The sequence below is a fragment of the Bacteroides sp. 43_46 genome, assembly GCF_001915455.1.
Classification (GTDB): Bacteria; Bacteroidota; Bacteroidia; order Bacteroidales; family Bacteroidaceae; genus Bacteroides; species Bacteroides caccae.
Map to the genome: position 1 here is coordinate 114,696 of NZ_MNQN01000017.1, position 22,002 is coordinate 136,697.

The 22,002-nt window shown below is 40.6% G+C and carries 15 protein-coding genes; 13 read left to right on the forward strand and 2 right to left on the reverse strand.

The features are described 5' to 3' along the window. Window positions 1-4 precede the first annotated feature (4 nt). Window positions 5-652 (reverse strand): outer membrane lipoprotein periplasmic chaperone LolA1, encoded by a 648-nt coding sequence (lolA1, locus tag BHV72_RS01645; protein ID WP_005680161.1) that lies wholly within the window; start codon window positions 650-652, stop codon window positions 5-7. Between the two features lie 19 nt (window positions 653-671). Further along, window positions 672-3,170 carry an FtsK/SpoIIIE family DNA translocase gene (locus BHV72_RS01650; protein WP_286853813.1) on the reverse strand — a complete coding sequence of 833 codons (2,499 nt, stop codon included), beginning with the start codon at window positions 3,168-3,170 and terminating at the stop codon, window positions 672-674. A gap of 124 nt (window positions 3,171-3,294) precedes the next feature. On the opposite strand from BHV72_RS01650, the gene BHV72_RS01655 reads away from it, so the two are divergent. From BHV72_RS01655 to BHV72_RS01715, 13 genes are all read left to right on the forward strand, one after another. After that, entirely contained in the window at window positions 3,295-3,960 is a 666-nt protein-coding gene (locus tag BHV72_RS01655) for a DUF5063 domain-containing protein (RefSeq protein WP_005677454.1), read from the forward strand. Between the two features lie 2 nt (window positions 3,961-3,962). After that, window positions 3,963-4,607, forward strand: a complete 645-nt coding sequence (locus BHV72_RS01660; protein ID WP_005677453.1) for a 3'-5' exonuclease — start codon at window positions 3,963-3,965, stop codon at window positions 4,605-4,607. 6 nt (window positions 4,608-4,613) lie between these two features. Beyond that, on the forward strand, window positions 4,614-5,792 hold the full coding sequence (locus tag BHV72_RS01665) for a class I SAM-dependent rRNA methyltransferase (protein ID WP_005677452.1): 1,179 nt from the start codon (window positions 4,614-4,616) through the stop codon (window positions 5,790-5,792). 407 nt (window positions 5,793-6,199) lie between these two features. After that, entirely contained in the window at window positions 6,200-7,450 is a 1,251-nt protein-coding gene (locus BHV72_RS01670) for a nucleoside permease (protein ID WP_005677451.1), read from the forward strand. Window positions 7,451-7,460: 10 nt separating this feature from the next. Beyond that, window positions 7,461-8,063 (forward strand): bifunctional nuclease family protein, encoded by a 603-nt coding sequence (locus BHV72_RS01675; RefSeq protein WP_005677449.1) that lies wholly within the window; start codon window positions 7,461-7,463, stop codon window positions 8,061-8,063. A gap of 7 nt (window positions 8,064-8,070) precedes the next feature. Next, window positions 8,071-8,772: a 16S rRNA (uracil(1498)-N(3))-methyltransferase gene (locus BHV72_RS01680; RefSeq protein WP_005677448.1), complete on the forward strand. Its 702-nt coding sequence runs from the start codon at window positions 8,071-8,073 to the stop codon at window positions 8,770-8,772. A gap of 45 nt (window positions 8,773-8,817) precedes the next feature. Further along, complete coding sequence (locus tag BHV72_RS01685; protein ID WP_286853824.1) at window positions 8,818-10,365, forward strand: DUF4836 family protein; 1,548 nt, start codon at window positions 8,818-8,820, stop codon at window positions 10,363-10,365. 16 nt (window positions 10,366-10,381) lie between these two features. Next, window positions 10,382-11,026, forward strand: a complete 645-nt coding sequence (locus BHV72_RS01690; protein WP_055172855.1) for an ATP-binding cassette domain-containing protein — start codon at window positions 10,382-10,384, stop codon at window positions 11,024-11,026. Window positions 11,027-11,079: 53 nt separating this feature from the next. Continuing rightward, window positions 11,080-12,285: a transporter gene (locus BHV72_RS01695; protein WP_005677444.1), complete on the forward strand. Its 1,206-nt coding sequence runs from the start codon at window positions 11,080-11,082 to the stop codon at window positions 12,283-12,285. 21 nt (window positions 12,286-12,306) lie between these two features. Continuing rightward, window positions 12,307-14,955: a TonB-dependent receptor plug domain-containing protein gene (locus BHV72_RS01700; protein WP_055256648.1), complete on the forward strand. Its 2,649-nt coding sequence runs from the start codon at window positions 12,307-12,309 to the stop codon at window positions 14,953-14,955. Window positions 14,956-15,070: 115 nt separating this feature from the next. Next, the gene (locus BHV72_RS01705; RefSeq protein WP_286853830.1) at window positions 15,071-19,111 is read left to right on the forward strand and encodes a two-component regulator propeller domain-containing protein; all 4,041 of its coding nucleotides are present in this window, start codon (window positions 15,071-15,073) and stop codon (window positions 19,109-19,111) included. A 159-nt stretch (window positions 19,112-19,270) separates the two neighbouring features. Next, entirely contained in the window at window positions 19,271-20,569 is a 1,299-nt protein-coding gene (locus BHV72_RS01710) for a glycoside hydrolase family 88 protein (RefSeq protein ID WP_286853833.1), read from the forward strand. A gap of 2 nt (window positions 20,570-20,571) precedes the next feature. After that, a complete protein-coding gene (locus BHV72_RS01715; protein ID WP_286853836.1) occupies window positions 20,572-21,792 on the forward strand; it encodes a DUF2264 domain-containing protein in 1,221 nt (406 codons plus the stop codon). Window positions 21,793-22,002 lie beyond the last annotated feature (210 nt).

The following is a 22,002-nucleotide window of genomic DNA, read 5'->3' on the forward strand; positions in this document are numbered from 1 at the left end:
CATTTTATCTCAAATCAATAATCTCTGCATTCGGATATTGTTTTTTATCAAAAGAAAAAATACTATCCGCATAATTCAGCCGTGTCTGATAACCTGTCACGGTAATCTCATTACGCGTCTGCTGATCACGCTGCTGAAGCAGAATATATAGAGGCTCATACGTATTCTTCGTCACATAAAGAGTGATACGCTCCAAATCCTGTTTCTTATCCTTCGCTGTGAGAATTACTTCCCAGACAGCCTTTCCCCCGTAAGTCTTTACTGTTCCCAGTTTATAGGAAAATCCTTTCTGATACATATACAGGAATGTATACGGATTAATCTGTTGTAGTTCTTCCTGTGTCGGATTGCTGACGTTCACTTCATCATTCCTGACTACATAGCTCCATTGCGTTTTCCCATCAAACCAGGTTATCACTTCGGACGCCTTCAATACGAACTTCTCTCCTTTCAACTGAATCGTACCGCTTTCCGACCCTTCCACCAAACCGTTAGTCACAGATTTAATAATGAAATCAGCCTTCACTCCGCCTGCCTTACGAAATGCTTCGGCTGTCTTATCAAGAACAGCTTTAGCCTGCGACTGCTGTTGTTGAGCAATCACAGGCAATGACAGTAAAGCTATTAAAACACTAAAAATGTATTTCCTCATTTGATTAATAAACGATTGATTACTGCAAATTGTTCAAACGCATTTCAAGATCATTATCATCGATGCAAAGTACGTCACGCGCTTTGCTTCCCTGCGTAGGACCGACGATTCCAGCCTTTTCAAGTTGATCCATGATACGGCCGGCACGATTATAACCGATAGCAAACTTACGTTGAATTAACGACGTGGAACCTTGCTGATGAATAACCACCAACCGGGCAGCGTCTTCAAACAACGGGTCAAGACGCCCCATATCAATATCCCCTACTTCGCTACCGCTGTCTTCACTCACATACTCGGGCAGGAAGAAAGGAGTAGGATATCCTTGCTGACGGGCAATAAACTTCGTGATTTCCTCTACTTCCGGCGTATCGATAAAGGCACATTGCACACGCACCGGATCAGCTCCCTGTAAGAAAAGCATATCTCCCTTACCAATTAGACGGTTGGCACCCGGACGGTCAAGAATCGTTCGGGAATCCATCATGGCGGATACACGGAAAGCGATACGGGCCGGGAAGTTGGCTTTAATCGTACCCGTGATGATATTCGTCGTCGGACGCTGTGTAGCGATAATCATGTGGATACCGACAGCACGCGCCAACTGGGCGATACGGGCAATCGGAAGTTCCACCTCCTTACCTGCCGTCATAATCAGGTCACCGAACTCGTCGATAACAACGACAATATACGGCATGAACTTATGTCCTTTCTCCGGATTCAGACGACGGTTGATAAACTTCTCATTATACTCCTTGACATTACGTACATGAGCCATTTTCAACAGGTCATAACGGGTATCCATTTCCACACAGACGGAATTCAGAGTTTGCACTACTTTCGTCACGTCCGTAATAATCGGTTCACCGCCAACGGGAAGTTTGGCAAGGAAATGGTTTTCAATGACCGAGTAGATGCTGAACTCTACCTTCTTCGGGTCGACCAGGACAAACTTCAGTTCAGCCGGATGTTTCTTATATAATAAGGAAGTAATAATTGCATTCAGACCGACAGACTTACCCTGACCGGTTGCACCTGCCACCAATACGTGCGGCATCTTGCAAAGGTCGAACATAAAGACTTCATTCGTAATAGTCTTTCCCAACACAATAGGCAGGTCAAACTTGGATTCCTGGAATTTCTTGCTTCCGATAACACTTTGCCCGGAAACAATCTTCGGATTCTTGTTCGGTACCTCAATACCGATGGTTCCCTTGCCCGGTATCGGGGCAATGATACGGATACCGTCAGCAGACAGGCTCAACGCAATATCATCCTCCAATCCGCGAATTTTGGAGATACGCACGCCTTGTTCGGGAGTTATCTCATACAGAGTAACCGTAGGACCGACCGTTGCCTTAATCGTGCTGATTTCAATGCCGAAGCTGCGCAACGTATTGATGATACGGTCTTTATTGGCATTCTGTTCATCCATATCAATTGTCGGATCGTCGTTTTCAAAATGCTTCATCAGGTCGATCGTGGGGAAACGATAATTCTCCAAATCTTTTGTCGGGTTATAAGGTTCCATTTCCGGTCCCTGATATTCTTCTTCCGAAGCGGCAGACTCCACTTCAAAACCGGGTTCTTCATCCTCCGAAGACTCTCCCCCCAAAGGAGGAACAACATTGGAAACGGTTGGTTCGAACACCATGGTTACCCCTTCACTCTCATCGGATGAAGCGGAGGATATATCGTCCGTTTCCGGTTCACTCACCGGAAATTCTTCTTGGGGTTCTTCCGCCTGTATATCCATTACAGGTGCCGGAGGCGGTGTCTGTTTGTATGTCCGTTTCAAGTTAAATTCTACTTCCTGCGGTTGGGAGGTCGTAAATTCCTGCGGTTCTTCTCCGGTAGTGGCAAGCTCTTCTTCCTCCTTCTTCTTTCGTTTCAGGAAACTCAATGCAAAGAGTTTGCGCAACCAAATCACTGTACGCGCACTTATATATATAAAGAAGCAAATAGCCGTTATCAACAGAATCATCCACACCCCAGGTACACCGACCTGAGAGATCAGCCAACGGCTGACATTGTATCCGTGCATACCGCCCAGATAAATGAAAGAATCCTGATAATGATCCATAAACACAAATCCGAAGAATATAGAGAACCATACCAGTAACAATGTGCAACCTATAAACCACTTCCACAGACGGACAACACGCACACGCATCAACTTCAATCCTGCCACCGCCAAAAAGACAAGAATAAAGAAGGAAGAGACACCGAAGCAATCATTAATCAAGTAATGAGCCAACTGCGCCCCACGCGAACCGGCGTAGTTCTTCACATGATTGTTGACCGCCGACAGGTCTGCCGGATTTCCACTGTCGATAATACTCTGGTCGGCAGCTCCCGTGAAAAAGAAAGAGGAAAAAGCCAACAATAAATAAACGGAAAAAATGACCAACATTAATCCGATAACAAAGTGGACAGTCTCATTCTTTAAAATTGCTGCGATTTTACCCGGAGAAGAGGAAGTACGTTCGGCCTCCTTATCTAATTTTTTTTTTGCCATGAGTCTTTTATTCTTTTTATAAAATTGGAATCGTAATCTAAGCCGCAAAAATAATAAAAAAATAACGAGCGCTACGCTCATTCAATCCTTTTTCTTACCTTTGCGTTTCAAATCAACGCTGATTATGGAAAAAGAAAGCCAAACGATATTTGATAAGAATGTAATTGAGTTCGTAACGGTAGCCGCCGAATTTTGTGCATTCCTCGAACGTGCCGAAAGCATGAAGCGCAGCACTTTCGTTGATACATCATTGAAAATACTGCCTTTACTCTATCTCAAAGCCTCCATGCTGCCGAAGTGTGAGACGATCGGGGATGAGGCACCCGAGACGTATGTGACTGAAGAAATTTATGAAATTCTTCGTATCAACCTTGCAGGATTAATGGGAGACAAGGATGATTATCTGGACGTATTTGTGCAGGATATGGTATACAGCGACCAGCCTATCAAGAAGTCCATATCTGAAGATTTGGCTGATATTTATCAAGATATCAAAGACTTTATTTTTGTTTTCCAACTGGGATTGAACGAAACGATGAACGATTCGCTGGCCATTTGTCAGGAAAACTTCGGAATGTTGTGGGGACAAAAGCTGGTTAATACACTGCGCGCCCTCCACGACGTGAAGTATAATCTGCAGGACAACGAAGAAGAGGAAGAAAACAACGAAGAAGGATTTTACGAACCAAGCGAAGACGACAGTTGTTGTGAAGAAGGCGGTTGTCATTGCCATGACGACGAATGTCACTGCCACGAAGGCAGTTGCCATTGTCACGATGATGAAAAATAAAAATGATTGTAAGAAGAACCATTGATAAAGACGAATTAAAGGAACTCCCGAAAGTAGTTTTTCCGGGAAGAATCCATGTTATCCAATCGGAATCGGAAACGGAAAAGGCGGTAGCCTACCTGTTGTCGCAGCCGATATTGGGTATCGACAGCGAAACGCGGCCCTCTTTCACAAAAGGGCAATCACACAAAGTAGCGCTTCTCCAGATTTCTTCCGAAGAATGTTGTTTTCTGTTCCGGCTCAATATGACGGGACTTACACAGCCATTGGTTGACTTGCTTGAGAACCCGGGAATTATTAAGGTGGGGCTTTCGCTGAAAGACGACTTTATGATGTTGCATAAACGTGCTCCTTTCAACCAACAGAGTTGTATCGAATTGCAGGACTATGTACGTCAGTTCGGCATACAGGACAAAAGCCTCCAAAAGATTTATGCCATTTTATTTAAGGAAAAAATTTCCAAATCGCAACGACTGTCCAATTGGGAAGCGGATGTGTTGAGTGATGGACAAAAACAATACGCCGCCACCGACGCCTGGGCATGCCTCAACATCTACAACCTGCTGCAAGAACTAAAGCGGACAGGTAATTATGAAATAGCTCCCGAAGAAAAGAAAGAAGAACATTTAATAGAATCAGATAAATAAAACACTATGCATAAAGTATACCTCAAACCCGGTAAAGAAGAGTCGCTGAAAAGATTTCACCCCTGGATTTTCTCCGGTGCTATCTCCCGTTTCGACGGAGAACCCGAAGAAGGTGAAGTTGTAGAAGTATACACCTCCAAGAAAGAATTTATCGCCGAAGGACACTTCCAGATCGGAAGTATCGCTGTACGTGTGCTTTCTTTCCGGCAAGAACCGATCAACCATGATTTCTGGAAACGCAAACTGGAAATTGCATACGACATGCGTTGTGCCATTGGAATCGCTATCAATCCGGTCAATGACACCTATCGTCTCGTACACGGTGAAGGTGACAATCTCCCCGGACTGGTGATTGATATTTATGCCAAAACTGCCGTCATGCAAGCTCACTCGGCAGGAATGCACGTAGACCGCATGGTGATCGCCGAGGCTTTGTCCGAAGTCATGGGTGACAAGATTGAAAATATCTATTATAAATCAGAAACAACGCTCCCCTTCAAAGCCGACCTTTTCCCCGAAAATGGTTTCCTGAAAGGAGGAAGCAATGATAATATTGCACAAGAGTACGGTCTGAAGTTTCATGTAGACTGGCTGAAAGGCCAGAAAACGGGATTCTTTGTAGACCAACGCGAAAACCGCTCGTTATTGGAACGGTATGCCAAAGATCGCTCGGTACTGAATATGTTCTGCTACACCGGAGGCTTTTCTTTCTACGCCATGCGCGGAGGTGCAAAGCTCGTCCACTCGGTAGACAGCTCTGCGAAAGCAATCGACCTGACTAACAAGAATGTGGAACTGAACTTCCCTGGTGATCCCCGCCATGAAGCATTCGCTGAAGACGCCTTCAAATACCTCGACCGTATGGGCGACCAGTATGACCTGATTATCCTCGACCCACCCGCATTTGCCAAACACAAGGATGCGTTGCGGAACGCATTGCAGGGTTATCGGAAACTGAACGCCAAAGCATTCGAGAAAATCAAGCCGGGTGGTATCTTGTTTACTTTCTCCTGCTCACAGGTAGTAACCAAAGATAATTTCCGCACAGCAGTATTCACCGCAGCCGCCATGTCGGGACGCAGCGTGCGTATCTTGCACCAGCTCACCCAACCTGCCGATCATCCGGTGAATATCTATCATCCGGAAGGCGAATATCTGAAAGGACTTGTACTCTACGTAGAATAAGTCCGGCAAGATGTCGGAACCAGATTTCTATTCGAAGGATAAAAAAGAATATTATAAGAGGAAATCAGGAGGCAGTAACAGAAAAAAGGAGTATTCAAAGTTAATTAGAGTTAACAATATGCAGTTTTTCGATGAAACATTATGTTGTATAACATAAACCACTTATCTTTGCACTGTGTTTTTCATGGTATTAGATTTAAGGTTAACAAAGATTGGCTGTCTGGGATAGATAGCCTTCTTTTTTTATATACCCTTTCCATTCTTATTTTTTATCATAGATATTCTTCCTTCTTTGCATTTATGCCTTTTTTATCGCCTTTTTATCAATTAACTTGCTCACCCAATCAACGAAAATATTATATTTGCATCTATTATTAGCAAAAGAGAAACACAAATTTAAAAAAGTCATGAGCATAAAAGTTCGTTTGATTATTATGAACTTCCTGCAATTTTTTGTCTGGGGGTCATGGTTAATTTCACTAGGTGGCTATATGGGCAGAGAACTCCATTTCGAAGGAGGACAAATCGGAGCCATTTTCGCCACTATGGGAATTGCCTCTTTGGTGATGCCCGGCATTATCGGTATCATTGCCGATAAATGGTTTAATGCAGAGCGTTTATACGGACTTTGCCACATTGTAGGTGCAGCCTGTCTTTTCTACGCTTCCACCGCTACGGGATACGACCAGATGTATTGGGCCATGTTACTCAATCTATTGGTATATATGCCTACTTTGTCATTAGCCAATACCGTTTCATACAATGCATTGGAGCAATATAAATGTGATTTAATCAAAGATTTCCCCCCTATCCGCGTATGGGGAACGATCGGTTTTATCTGTGCCATGTGGGCGGTAGACCTTACCGGATTCAAAAACTCAAGCGCCCAACTTTATGTCGGTGCCATATCCGCACTGTTACTGGGAGTTTATTCTTTCACCCTTCCGGCTTGTAAACCCGCCAAAACAGAAAACAAATCACTGCTTTCGGCTTTCGGGCTGGATGCATTGGTGTTATTTAAAAGAAAGAAAATGGCAATTTTCTTCCTTTTCTCCATGCTTTTGGGGGCGGCTTTACAGATAACCAATACATACGGTGACCTGTTTCTAGGCAGTTTTGCCGGTATTCCGGAGTTTGCAGATTCTTTCGGGGTGAAACATTCGGTTATCCTGCTATCCATATCACAGATGTCCGAGACACTGTTTATTCTTGCTATACCGTTTTTCCTGAAGCATTTCGGCATCAAGCAAGTGATGTTAATCAGTATGTTTGCATGGGTATTCCGGTTCGGTTTGTTCGGCTTCGGAGATCCGGGAGGCGGATTGTGGATGTTGATTCTTTCCATGATTGTTTATGGCATGGCGTTTGATTTCTTCAACATTTCCGGTTCCTTGTTTGTTGAACAAGAGACTAATTCCTCCATTCGTGCCAGTGCTCAAGGGTTGTTCTTTATGATGACTAACGGTCTGGGAGCTATCATCGGAGGATATGCCAGCGGAGCTGTGGTAGATGCTTTCTCGGTATATGCCGACGGCAAATTGGTGAGTCGGGAATGGACGGATATCTGGCTGATTTTTGCTGCGTATGCGTTGGTTATCGGAATTCTGTTTGCCTTGGTATTCAAGTATAAGCACCGACGGGAGAGTAAAACAAATTAAGTAAAAAACAATGGATAAAAAGGTAGAATTACAAGTTTTAAATATCACAAATAGCCAAGCGCAGGTAGGTGCATTCGCAATGCTATTGGGTGAAGTGGACGGTGAACGGCAACTGCCTATCATCATCGGTCCCGCCGAAGCCCAGGCTACCGCGTTGTATCTGAAAGGAATTAAAACTCCACGCCCGTTAACACACGATTTATTCACCACAAGCCTTACCGTATTGGGGGTAAGCCTGATACGTGTGCTGATTTACAAAGCTAAAGACGGTATTTTCTACTCTTATGTTTACCTGAAAAGAGACGAAGATATTATACGTATTGACGCACGTACATCGGACGCCATTGCATTGGCGGTACGTGCCGACTGCCCGATTCTGATTTATGAATCTATCCTCGACCGGGAATGCCTGCGCATACCGGATGAAGAAAGGAACCGTTCTGAAGAAACAGTTGGTGACAAGGAATCTATGGAAGAAGAACATGAATCGTCGTCGCGCAGTGCCACTTCCAAAACACTTGAACAAGCATTGGAGCAGGCCATTAAAGACGAGAACTATGAATTGGCCGCTAAAATACGCGACCAGATCAATCAAAGAAATAAAAATCAATAATTACTATATGCACGTTTTTTATACTCCCGATATACAGAAAACCAATGAGCTTCCGGAAGAAGAAGCACAGCACTGTACCCGTGTCTTGCGGTTAAGTATCGGAGACGAAATCACCCTTACCGATGGAAAGGGTAGTTTCTACAAGGCAGAAATTACGGCAGCAACCAACAAACGTTGTCTGGTAGCTATCAAAGAGACAATTTTCCAAAAACCACTATGGCCGTGCCACCTGCACATCGCCATGGCACCAACTAAAAATATGGACCGTAATGAATGGTTTGCCGAGAAAGCCACTGAAATAGGATTCGACGAACTGACATTTCTCAACTGCCGGTTCTCGGAACGTAAAGTTATCAAGAACGAACGGATCGAAAAGATTCTTATCTCGGCAATCAAACAATCACTCAAAGCCCGTCTGCCGAAACTGAATGAGATGACAGATTTCAATAAATTCATCAATCAGGAGTTTAAGGGACAGAAGTTTATCGCTCACTGCTACGAAGGTGAGAAACCTCTGCTGAAGGACGTACTAAAAGCCGGAGAAGACGCCTTGGTGCTGATCGGCCCGGAAGGAGATTTCAGTGAGGGCGAAGTAGAAAAAGCTATTGAACGGGGATTCACGCCGATCAGCCTGGGTAAATCACGACTTCGGACAGAAACAGCGGCATTGGTGGCTTGCCACACGTTGAATCTGCTAAATCAACAATAAAAGAACAGTTAATTTGAAATTTATACACCATTAAAAAATATGAGTATGGCAAAGAAAATGATTTCACGACTCTCGGTACTTGCAGTACTGATTGTTTTCCTGGCAGCATGTTCCAAAACAGTGGAATATACCAATATAATACCGGCTGATGCTACGGTTGTTACCTCTATAAATCTAAAATCCTTGGCTAGTAAGGCCGGATTGAATGATAAAGAGAATGAAGCTGCCAAGCAAAAAGTATTGGAAGCACTAAAAAGTGGAATGAACGCTGCCACTTTCCAACAATTAGAAAAAGTGATGAATAACCCCAGTGAATCGGGAATTGACGTAGAAGCTCCTGTCTACGTATTTACTTCGCCCTCTTTCCCATACTCTACCGCAGTTGCGAAAATCAAAAGCGAAGATGACCTTCACGCTTCCTTGGAAATAATGGTAAAAGAGCAAATCTGCCAACCAATCAACGAAGCAGCTGGATATAGCTTTACAACCATGAACGGAGGTTTAGTCGCTTTCAACAATTCTGCCGTAATGCTCATTTCCGTAAAAGGAACATCTCAAATAGAAAAAGCCAAAGAAGGCATCACCAATCTGTTGAAACAAACTGCAGATAACAGCATTGCGAAATCCGGCGCTTTCCAGAAAATGGAAAAACAAAAAAGTGACATCAATTTCTTCGCTTCCATGGCAGCTATTCCTGCACCTTATCAAGAGCAAGTCAGTATGGGACTTCCCGCTGAAGTGAAAGCAGAAGACATAACCATAATAGCCGGATTAAACTTTGAAAAAGGAAGAATTACCTTGAAAACAGAAAATTACACGGAGAACGAGGCTGTAAAAGCTTTGATGAAAAAACAGTTGGAAGCATTTGGAAAAGCAAATAATACGTTCGTAAAATACTTCCCGGCTTCTACCCTGATGTTTGTCAATCTGGGTATAAAAGGAGAAGGTCTTTATAATCTCCTAAGTGAAAATAAGGAATTCCGTAACACAGTATCTATCTCCAAAGCAGATGAAGTTAAAGAATTGTTCAGTTCCTTCAACGGTGATATCTCCGCAGGGTTAATCAACGTAACCATGAACAGCGCTCCTACCTTTATAGTGTATGCAGACGTAAAAAACGGCAATGCACTCGAAGCCCTTTATAAGAACAAGCAGGCATTGGGACTGAAAAAAGGAGAAGATATTCTGGAACTGGGCAAAAACGAATATGTCTATAAGAGTAAAGGAATGAACGTATTCTTTGGTATCAAAGACAAACAAATGTATGCCACCAATGACGAGTTACTCTACAAAAATATAGAAAAAGCGGCAGACAAGTCTATCAAAGACGCTCCGTATGCATCGGAAATGAAGGGAAAAAACGTATTCATGGCTATCAACGCAGAAGCTATACTTGAACTTCCCGTTGTTAAAATGCTGATCGGATTTGGTGGTGAAAAGTTCCGGACCGGTTCTGAGATGTTATCAAAAGTTTCCTATCTGTCCGTTAGTTCAGAAGGAGAAACAAGCGAAATCGACCTTTGCCTGAAAGATAAAGACGTCAATGCGCTCAAATTAATCGTTGACTTCGGCAAACAATTTACCGGTATGTAATTCGTAAACAAACGGCATGAATAGCATTCATTTACAGCAAACACTTCCCCAAGTGTTTGCTGACCGTAATTCGGTGACTTCGGATATATGGCATCAGGATCTTATCTTCCGGAAAGGGGAAATGTGTCTGATAGAAGCGGCTTCCGGCACCGGAAAATCTTCATTGTGCAGCTATATTTATGGCTATCGCAACGACTATCAGGGGATTATCAATTTCGATGAGACTAATATCAAAGCATATTCTGTGAAGCAATGGGTAGACCTGAGAAAGCATTCACTGAGTATGCTTTTTCAAGATTTACGTATCTTCACCGAGCTGACTGCTCTTGAAAATGTACAACTGAAAAATAATCTTACCGGATACAAAAAGAAGAAAGAAATCCTAGCCTTCTTCGAGAAACTGGGACTTTCGGACAAGCTGAATGTAAAGGCCGGTAAACTCTCGTTCGGGCAGCAACAACGGGTTGCCTTTATCCGAGCACTCTGCCAGCCTTTCGATTTCCTTTTTCTGGATGAACCTATCAGTCATCTGGATGATGACAACAGCCGCATCATGGGAGAACTTATTATTGGCGAAGCTGAAAAGCAACAAGCCGGAGTAATCGCCACTTCCATAGGAAAACATATTGAGTTGCCTTATCAACGCATACTCCAGCTATGATAAGTGGCGAGTAATGAGTTATTGTAAATTATAATTTGTAAATCATAAATAAAATGTCAGCCCTTGTCTGGAAACTTCTCCGCCAACATATCAGTATCGGCCAGTTAGCCGGTTTCTTTTTAGCCAATCTATTCGGTATGATGATTGTATTGCTTAGTGTACAGTTTTATAAAGATATCATTCCGGTATTCACCGAAGGAGACAGCTTTATGAAGAAAGATTTCATCATAGCCACAAAGAAGATTAGCACGCTCGGCTCTTTTGCAGGAAAAAACAACACATTCTCTGCCGAAGACATCGCCGACCTGAAGAAACAATCGTTTACCAAGACAATCGGAGCTTTTACCCCCTCCCAATTCAAAGTTTCGGCGGGACTGGGTATGCAGGAAGCTGGTATTCATCTTTCCACCGATATGTTTTTCGAATCGGTTCCCGATGAATTTGTTGATATTAAACTCGATAAATGGCACTTTGATGAAGCCACACACACCATTCCTATCATTATTCCCCGCAATTACCTGAATCTTTATAACTTCGGCTTTGCCCAAAGCCGTAGCCTGCCCAAGCTATCGGAAGGCTTAATGAGTCTGATCCAAATGGACATCATGATGCGCGGAAATGGCCGGGTAGAGCAGTATAAAGGAAATATCGTCGGTTTCTCCAATCGACTGAACACCATTTTGGTCCCCCAGTCTTTTATGGAATGGGCCAACAAGAACTTTGCCCCGAATGCGGAAGCACAACCGGCACGACTGATTATTGAAGTCAGCAATCCTGCGGATTCCTCCATTGCCGGTTATTTTCAAAAGAAAGGATATGAAACGGAAGACGGAAAGTTGGATGCAGGCAAGACGACCTATTTCCTTCGCCTGATTGTAGGTATTGTGCTGGGAGTCGGCCTATTTATCAGTATCCTTTCATTCTATATCCTGATGTTAAGCATCTTCTTACTGCTACAAAAAAATACGACCAAGCTGGAAAGTCTTTTATTAATAGGATACAGCCCCAATAGAGTAGCATTGCCTTATCAGATACTCACAGTAGGGTTGAACATCGTTGTATTACTGCTATCTATCGGATTAGTAACCTGGCTGCGTAGCTATTACATAGAAAGTATCCGCCTGCTATTCCCCCAATTGGAAACAGGTTCACTATGGGCAGCTATCGGCATGGGTATTCTTCTGTTCCTTATCGTATCAATCATTAATATACTCGCAGTCAAACGAAAAGTACTTTCTATCTGGATGCACAAAAGTTAACACTCTAACATTATATATCGTATGAAAAGCAAAACTACCTTACTGACACAAATATGTCAAATAGCTCTGATAACAGGAATGTTATTATCAACTTCAATGCTATCAGCACAAAGTATGCAAGATACGGTTATTGCCAATTTTAGCCTGTTAGAGAAAATACCCCATGAGAAGGTTTATCTCCACCTGGACAAACCATTTTACGGTGCCGGAGAGAAAATCTGGTTCAAAGGCTACCTGATAAATGCCATTACCCACCAAGATGATAGCCAGAGTAACTTTATCATTACAGAATTAATCAATCGTTCCGACTCGATCGTAGAACGAAAAAAAATCCGTAGAGACTCTTTAGGTTTCCACAATGCTTTTACCCTGCCTCCTACCCTCCCCGCCGGTGATTACTACCTGCGAGGATACAGTAACTGGATGTTGAATGAAGGACCGGAATTCTTCTATTCACGTAATCTGAAAATCGGAAACTCCATAGATAACACCATCCTTTCAAACATCAAATATCAACAAGAGGACGATACCCATTATACAGCAAAAGTCAAGTTTACCAGCAATACCCAAGAGGTTTTTAAGAACACAGCAATCCGGTATCGGTTTATCGTAAACGGAAAAATAAAAGATAAAGGGAGAAAAAAGACAGATGAAAACGGACTGATTTCCATTTCCTTACCGGATTTGAAGCCAACTGCTGCCCGCAGCATTGAAGTGGAATTTGACGACCCGCAATACATCTATAAAAAGACTTTTTATTTGCCGACATTTACGAATGACTTTGACGTCACTTTTTTCCCGGAAGGAGGCGCACTACTTGCTGTTCAGCACCAGAACATAGCGTTCAAAGCTCAGGGAGCAGACGGATTCTCCAAAGAAATAGAAGGTTTCTTACTGGATTCCCAAGGAGATACACTGACATCTTTTCATTCCGAGCACAAAGGAATGGGGATTTTCACATTAAACCCTTCCAACGGCAGTTCCTATTACGTAATGGCTACGTCCAGCGATGGAGTTACCAAACGATTTGACCTCCCGGCTATCGAACAAAAGGGAATCACACTTTCCATAAGTCACTATAAACAGGAAATACGTTATGAGATTCAGAAAACAGAGGCAACAGAATGGCCTCAAAAGCTATTTCTCATTGCTCACACCCGTGGAAAACTTTCCATACTTCAACCTATTAATCCGACAAGGACTTTCGGAAAAATGAATGACAGCCTGTTTACAGAAGGGATCACTCATTTCATGTTAATCGACCAGCAAGGGAATGCGCTCAGCGAACGGCTAGTCTTTGTTCCCGACCGCAAAACTCCCCAATGGCAAATAACTCCGGACCGACCGACATACGAAAAAAGAGAAAAAGTATCATTAAATATTTCAATAAAAGACGACAAGGGAAATCCTGTAAACGGTAGTTTCTCCGTCAGCATTACCAACCGGAAAAGTATCCAACCGGATTCTCTCGCTGACAACATTGTATCAAACCTACTGTTGACTTCCGATCTGAAAGGATATGTGGAAGACCCGGGGTTCTATTTTCTCCGCCAAGATGCACGAACCCTACGCTCGTTAGATTTCTTGATGATGACACATGGCTGGCGCAGATACAAATTTGATAATGTACTGCGTGCTCCCTCATTGAACTTCAGTAATTATATTGAGAAAGGACAGACTATCAGTGGGCGTATTAAAGGTTTCTTCGGAGGGAATGTAAAAAAAGGACCTATCGTATTATTAGCTCCTAAACAAAACATTATCGCCACAACAACCACAGACGAGAAAGGAGAATTTATAGTCAATACCTCATTCAGAGACAGTACCACTTTCCTCATACAAGCACGTACAAAGAGAGGTTTTGCCGGAGTTGATATTGAAATAGAAAAACCTGAGTATCCGGTTGCCTTCCATAAATCCCCTTTCCGTGACGGAGCAGCAACCTTTATGGAAGACTATTTGCTCAATACCCGCGACCAATATTACATGGAAGGCGGCATAAGAGTCTACAATCTGAAAGAAGTACTGATTACAGGAAACCGGAAAAAGCCCAGTTCAACAAGTATTTATACAGGAGGAATCAACACCTATACTGTCGAAGGAGAGCAACTGGAAAAATACGGTGCACATACAGCCTTTGATGCAGTAATGAGACTGCCGGGAGTTAGCGTAATGAATGGAAACGAAATACATATACGCAACAATCCGCAACAGCCTGTTATCGTGATTGACGATGTAGTGTACGAGGATGACAATGAGATCCTGACCACCCTGCAAGCCAGTGATATGTCCAGTTTAAGTCTGCTCCGCGGAGCAGATGCGGCAATATTAGGTTCCCGTGGTGCTGCCGGTGCCATTGTTATCACATTAAAAGACGGAAGAGATCTTCCGGCCAGACCGGCACAAGGAATCATCACTTACTCTCCACTCGGGTACAGTGACTCGGTGGAATTTTATCACCCAACCTATGATACTCTCGAAAAGAAAGATGCCCGGCGTTCAGATTTAAGGAGTACTATCTATTGGAATCCGGCACTGCAATTGGATGAAGAAGGAAATGCAATAATAGAATATTACACTCCAGACAGCACCGCACCGGAAGACATTATTATTGAGGGTATAGATGAAAACGGGAAAGTATACAGGCTAACGCAGACAATAAATAAATGAAAATCTATTCCTATATCCTCAAAAGACATATATTTTTTTGATATTTCTAAATTAAATAGGATATTTGTATACGCAATTTATTTAATTGCGTGAACCTCATAAAGTCTAATCAATCATGAAGAAACAGAAATCCGGCTTATATAAAAAAAGTCTTATTCGTATTATTTTGTTTTTGTGCATAAACTTCATACATTTTCCTTTATACGGATATTATTTTAAAAATATAGGAGTAAAAGACGGACTCTCGCAACCTTCAATACTAAGTATTCATCAGGATGAATTGGGAAGGATGTGGTTCGGAACATTGCAAGGTTTGAGTATCTATGACGGAAATGAAATGATAACCTTGAAAGGAGGTGAAGAACGTTTTGACAACTATATTAAAAATAATACAATTTATCGAATCGTTGAAGATTCAAATCACAATATATTTTTGCGTGCTGACAATTCTTTGGTTTGTTATAAATTGACTGAAGACCGTTTTCAGTGTATCAGAGAAGGAGATATAAACACTGTTAATTCTATTGGTGGCAAAATTTATATAGCTGCTAAAGATTCAATTTTGGAATGGAATGAAGGCGATAATCGTTGGGATTTCTTCAAAAAAATAGAAATCTCTTCAGGAAGAATAAGTTCTATATTTTGCAATAGAAGTAGTGAATGGTATATCGTCACGTCAAAAGGATGTTACAAAGAATATAAAAATGGATTATGGAAATGTATATTGGACATACCTTCCATCGAAATGCTTTATGAAAGTAAAGATGGTTCTATTTGGATGGCAACTCGTTCAAACGGGCTGTATCAGTTTGACAATGATATTTGTGTAAACCATATTGTCAATAATCCCGGAACAGCGAATAGTCTTTGCAGCAATGACGTAAGGGTGGTAACCGAAGACCAGTCCGGTAATTTATGGATCGGAACTCGTGAAGGACTGAACAAATACTCTATCTCAACCGGTAATATAGAGTCCTATGCCTCAGGAGGTTTTTCCGGTGACATGAAACATTCATCCATATTCGCCCTCTATTTGGACAAGGAGGGAGGATTATGGGTCGGCACTTATTATGGAGGAGTCAGTGTCTTTTCCCCAGAGAGTAGAATTTTTAAATACTATCCCGCAAACAAGGAACGCTCTGATTGTCTCAATTTTCCATTTGTCAGTGGAATTGTAAAAGACAAACGGGATGATTTGTGGATATGTACAGATGGCGGAGGACTTAATTATATGAATCATAAGACTGAAATATTCCGTCACCTCAGTACGAAAGACTCCGGTCTTGTAGCAGATAATATGAAATCTATCTGTTATGATAAGAATAAGGATAAATTATATATTGGTACCTATTTATCGGGATTGATAGCTTATGACATACCTTCCGGAAAATTCACCAAGTGTTTTAAGTCTCCAAAGGATAGAGTGTTACATCACACTGTGACACATGTATATATGTATGGCGATAAAATTGTATTCTCTTCAAGTGATGGTATTTATGTGTTTAACGAAAAAACCAACGAAGTTACCCCGCTATTATGTATTAAGGGAGTACTTGCGTTTGTTATCGATCAATCAGACCAGATATGGGCGATATATAATAAAAATATAGTTTGTATGAAAATAGGTGTGCCAGATTCAATGAAACGATACCAATCGAGTGATTTTGGCATAAAGCACAATGTACTCTTATGTATATGTGAAACAAGTAACGGTGAGATTTATGTAGGTACGGAAGGTGGTGGAATGTTAGGATATAATGCTAAAGAAGATACTTTTCAAATATATAATTCCAAGAATTCCCTAATATTGGATGATTATTGCTTTAATTGTATTTCTCTCGATGAAAGATTTATGGTAATTATGTGTAGTAACGGACTTTCTTTTTTCGATACAAAAGAAAAGAGAGTGAAATATTCTATATCGGGGAAAAAACTGCCAGTTTCATCGTTTGGTGTAGATAACGGACTTTACGTTTCCGAAAATAAGGATATATATGCGGGCAGTTTGGAGGGGTTGGCTGCATTTTCTGTGGATAATTTAAAGAATTCAGCTAACAAAAAGTCCTTGTATCTTTCAAAATTATTTGTAAATAACGCATTAATGTTACCCAATGACAGTAACAAAATTCTGAAGCGTATTATTTCATATACAGATAAAATTGTATTGAAACACAATCAGAACAATCTGGAATTTACTTTCTCGGACAACGATTTTTATTATTCTATATTTCCGACATTTTATGAATATAAATTAGACGGATTGGATAAAAAATGGATAAAAACTAATGGACATCATATCACCTATACCAATATTCCTCCTGGCAATTATACGTTGCATATCAGAGAAAACAATATTTATGGTAATGAACAGGACGAAGGAATAAGTCTCGATATTGTTGTAAAATTACCTTGGTGGAACACTTGGTGGGCATGGTTGATTTATTTTATAATAGTTTTATCAATACTATTCATTATAGCAAAGGAAAAGATAACATCTTTCAAATTTAAACTCTTATTGGATAATGAAAAAAGAGAAAAAGAAAATATAGAGAAAATCAATCGGTTCAAACTTGACTTTTTTACAAATGTAAGCCATGAACTTCGTACTCCGCTTACTTTAATAACTACTCAGATTGAACTACTCTTGAGTAACAGCAAGGATATTTCCAAACCTGTTTATGATAAAATATTAAAATTACACAAACATGCATCTGATATGCGGAACCAGATTAGCGAATTACTTGATTTTCATAAGCTAGATCAAAAACAAATGCGTTTATCTGTTCAAGAAAAAAATCTTATTCCTTTCTTAGATGAAGTGTATTTGTCATTTAAAGAACAGGCAGAAGCACATAACATCAAATACCTGTTTACAACAAGCTGCGAATCGGCGTTTTGCTGGTTTGACAGTGTACAATTAAGAAAAGTGTTCTCGAATCTGATTTCTAATGCCTTAAAGTTTACCAACGACAATGGAAGCGTTGAACTTTCTTTGATTAAAAGCAACGAAATGTTTATCATACGATTAATAGATAATGGCATAGGAATCGAAGCAGGAGAGATTGATAGGATATTTGAACGTTATTATCAATCTAAAGGTAAATTCTACACATTCAGTTCAGGCATAGGACTAGCTTTATGTAAGGAGATTATCAATCTGCATCATGGTAAAATTACAGTGGAAAGCAAACCCGGCTATGGCAGCATATTCAGCGTCATGCTGAAAACCGGTAATGAACATTTTATAAATGACCCGCTTGTAGACATACAGCATGATATAAAAGAAAGCAAGTCTATTGTGCAGAATTCAATACCGGACAGTGATTTTATGAAAACACTAAAAGAGAATAATAAGATAGTCTATCATAAAAATGATCCTGATGAAGCCGATGTCAGACGAATACTTATTGTTGAAGATAATGTAGAACTCCTGAATTTGCTTGCGGAGATATTTTCTCCACTTTATCAGGTATACAAAGCAACAAATGGGGACGATGGCTTGAGAATTACAATAAAGGAACAACCGGATATTGTATTAAGCGATGTAATGATGCCCGGTATAAGTGGAAATGAAATGTGTAGAAGAATAAAGAATAATATACACACATGTCACATTCCGGTAGTTCTGCTAACCGCAAGAATATCTCCCGAACAACAAGTGGAGGGATTAATGTCGGGGGCAGATGATTATATATCCAAATCTTTTAATGCTAAAATTCTTCTGATTAAAATTAATAACATACTCCGTAATAGAGAGTTGCTTCATCATACAAATACTGATAACAGCCAGTCTACAAATGTTCCAGGAGTGGTTCAAAATGAAAGTGACAAAAAACTACTTGATAAAATAAAAGAGATAGTAGAGAAAAATATCGAGAATCCTGATTTTAATATAGAGCAACTTGCATCAGAGGTATGTATGGGACGTAGTGCTTTTTTTGAAAAGATAAAAGACATTACAGGTACAACCCCTGCCAATTTCATTTTGGAATGTAGACTTAATAAAGCTACTGCATTACTGATAAAGAACCCGACACTTCGCATGGATGATATTGCTGCATATTTGGGCTTTAGTTCAGGACGCTATTTTTGTAAATGCTTTAAGAATCATTTTGGAATTTCTCCGCTACAATATAGGAAACAAGACCAGGGATAGTCTAAAACGTTCTAATTCATAGAACGTTAAAATAGGCACTCATATTTTTTGGATACTTTGTTCGGACATTTTGGTACAGTTATAGAAAACGCTATTTCTATTTTTGCCTTCGCAAAGAATCGTTTTAGCCATTATAACTAAATCTATATTTACCAAATTATGAAGAATAAAGTACAGAGACATTTTCCTTATTTGAAAAAAAATAAGCTGCTATTATTGGGGGCTATCACAGTTTTAGTATGTTCAAGTAATGCCTTGGCACAGAATAACGGAAACAAATTAGTAAGTGATAACTTTGATTTTGCCAAAAGGCAAATGGTACACATGCTTGAAAATATACCGCAAGGAGAAGCTAAAATGCCGCACTCCATAAATGGTAAAGGAAATACTTCATGTCGGAGCATCTATTGGTGGACCTCCGGATTCTTTCCTGGAATATTATGGTATATAAACGAATATACAGGTGATAAAGCTTTTGAAAGCTTTGCCAAAAAATGGACAGAAAAGCTTGAACCAGTTAAAACATTCAAAGGTAATCATGATATAGGTTTCATGATGTATTGTAGCTTCGGTAATGCTTATCGCCTTACGCAGAATGAAAAATACAAGGATATACTTATACAATCCGCATACTCTTTGGCTACACGCTTTAATCCTCAAGTAGGTACAATCAAGTCCTGGGACTCATGGCGTTCATGGGAAAACAAACACGTTTTTAAATATCCCGTTATCATAGATAATATGATGAACTTGGAATTGCTGTTCTGGGCTTCAAAAGCAACCGGTGACCCTTCATTCAGAAACATAGCGATATCGCATGCGGAAAAGACCATGAAATATCAGATAAGAAAAGACGGTAGCAGTTATCATCTGGCATGCTATGACCCTGAGACCGGGAATTTCATTAAAGGCGAAACATCACAGGGATACTCCAACGAGTCTACGTGGTCTCGCGGACAAGGTTGGGGAATATATGGCTTTACATTATGTTATCGTGAAACAAAGGATCCGCGTTTCTTGAAAACAGCCCAGCGTATGGCGGATTATTACATCAATCACCCGAATCTTCCGTCTGATAAAATTCCTTGGTGGGATTTTGATACGCATAGACCGGGGTTTATCCCTGGCAAGTTCTCTAAGACCAATAAATACATACAAAACTATCGTGACGCCTCCGCTGCTTCTGTTACCGCTTCTGCTTTGTTAGAATTATCCTCTTATGTAAAGGATGACAAGAAGAAAATTTATACAGAGACAGCACTACAAATACTCACCTCATTATCGAGTCCTGAATATCGTGCAGAAGAAGGTAAAAACGGAAACTTTATTTTAAAACACAGCACAGGAGCTATTCCTCACGGTTCAGAAGTAGACGTGCCATTAATTTATGCGGACTATTATTTTTTAGAGGCTCTTTTACGTTACAATCGAATGATAAACAATAAACCGATATTATAATTATGAAGCGTAAAATTCTTTTTATACTATTTTGCATTTGTTCCTTCAGTTCTATGGTAGCTTCAAAGCGTACAGGTGCGCAAGACCGCGAGTTATGGGTAAAGTATTTGTGTCGTATAGCCTCACCGGTTATTGACAATTTAGCCAAGGGAACATTGGAGGCCAACATGCCCGTAGAGACCGGAAAAAATTTCTATGGTAATCCACGTGACGTTACCTACTTAGAGGCTGTAGGAAGAACACTTGCCGGCATTGCTCCTTGGTTGGCTTTACCTGATGACAATACAGAAGAAGGTAAACTAAGGAAAAGTTTTAGAACTTCAGTACTTAAAGGACTGAAAAATAGTGTTTCTCCCGAATCTCCCGATTGTCTGAACTTTACCCGCAATTATCAGCCCACTGTAGATGCAGCTTATTTAGCACAAGCTTTTCTACGTGCCCCCAAGGCTTTATGGGAGCCACTGGATACGCTCACCAAACAAAGATATGTGACCGCATTTAAGTCACTCCGTAGAAATAAACCCGTGTATAATAATCATTTGTTATTTGCGGCTATCATAGAAACTTTTTTGTTGAAAGTCGGTGAACAAGTTGATCAAGCTAAAGTATTCTTAGCTTGTAAAAAAATAGAAGAATGGTATGTGGGTGACGGCTGGTATAGTGACGGACCAAGTTTCTCTATGGATTATTATAATGATTATGTTATTCATCCCATGCTGGTAGACATTTATCAGGTATTAAAGGAAAAAAAAATAGTCTCGGAAAGGCAATATAATACAGCTGTTAAAAGGATGATACGCCATTCTGATTTTTCTGAGCGTATGATAATGCCTGACGGAGTTTTTCCGGCTTTTGGACGTTCGGCTACTTATCGTACAGGGGCATTTCAAAGCTTATCACAAGTAGCATTGATGAAAATACTGCCTTCTTATATACATCCTGCACAAGTACGTTGTGCGCTCACTGCCGTATTTGTGAATATGTACGACGGTAATCAGAATTTCGACAAAAACGGCTGGTTGGTACTGGGATTTAATGGTCATCAACCTGAATTGGCTGATTATTATACTACTACCGGTAGTTTGTATATGGCAACACTTGGTTTTTTAGCACTGGGACTTCCGGCAGATGATTACTTTTGGACAAATAGTTTTGAAGAATGGACTTCTTGCAAGATCTGGAGCGGTAAACCAAGCAGAAAAGACTATAAAGTTGAGTATTGAAGTAATATATAAAACAGAGAAAAAACTTTCATTCCATTATTTAATCTTAAATTCAAGCTATATGAAACAGAAAACATTTATTTTAAGTAAGAAAAAATCTTTTACGGCATCTGCAATATCCTGTTGCATGTTTTCGGTCAGAATCAGAGATTCGAGCGCATTATCCGAAATCAGACCTTTTAACCTGAAAAATCGGCTTATTCTATTTTG

Bases quoted from the DNA above. Each gene is read 5' to 3' on its own strand.
- BHV72_RS01680 (WP_005677448.1), top strand. From the start codon at position 8,071: ATGCACGTTTTTTATACTCCCGATATACAGAAAACCAATGAGCTTCCG.
- BHV72_RS01675 (WP_005677449.1), top strand. From the start codon at position 7,461: ATGGATAAAAAGGTAGAATTACAAGTTTTAAATATCACAAATAGCCAA.
- BHV72_RS01695 (WP_005677444.1), top strand. From the start codon at position 11,080: ATGTCAGCCCTTGTCTGGAAACTTCTCCGCCAACATATCAGTATCGGC.
- BHV72_RS01705 (WP_286853830.1), top strand. From the start codon at position 15,071: ATGAAGAAACAGAAATCCGGCTTATATAAAAAAAGTCTTATTCGTATT.
- BHV72_RS01685 (WP_286853824.1), top strand. From the start codon at position 8,818: ATGGCAAAGAAAATGATTTCACGACTCTCGGTACTTGCAGTACTGATT.
- BHV72_RS01690 (WP_055172855.1), top strand. From the start codon at position 10,382: ATGAATAGCATTCATTTACAGCAAACACTTCCCCAAGTGTTTGCTGAC.
- BHV72_RS01660 (WP_005677453.1), top strand. From the start codon at position 3,963: ATGATTGTAAGAAGAACCATTGATAAAGACGAATTAAAGGAACTCCCG.
- BHV72_RS01655 (WP_005677454.1), top strand. From the start codon at position 3,295: ATGGAAAAAGAAAGCCAAACGATATTTGATAAGAATGTAATTGAGTTC.
- BHV72_RS01670 (WP_005677451.1), top strand. From the start codon at position 6,200: ATGAGCATAAAAGTTCGTTTGATTATTATGAACTTCCTGCAATTTTTT.
- BHV72_RS01700 (WP_055256648.1), top strand. From the start codon at position 12,307: ATGAAAAGCAAAACTACCTTACTGACACAAATATGTCAAATAGCTCTG.
- BHV72_RS01715 (WP_286853836.1), top strand. From the start codon at position 20,572: ATGAAGCGTAAAATTCTTTTTATACTATTTTGCATTTGTTCCTTCAGT.
- BHV72_RS01650 (WP_286853813.1), bottom strand. From the start codon at position 3,170: ATGGCAAAAAAAAAATTAGATAAGGAGGCCGAACGTACTTCCTCTTCT.
- BHV72_RS01665 (WP_005677452.1), top strand. From the start codon at position 4,614: ATGCATAAAGTATACCTCAAACCCGGTAAAGAAGAGTCGCTGAAAAGA.
- lolA1 (WP_005680161.1), bottom strand. From the start codon at position 652: ATGAGGAAATACATTTTTAGTGTTTTAATAGCTTTACTGTCATTGCCT.
- BHV72_RS01710 (WP_286853833.1), top strand. From the start codon at position 19,271: ATGAAGAATAAAGTACAGAGACATTTTCCTTATTTGAAAAAAAATAAG.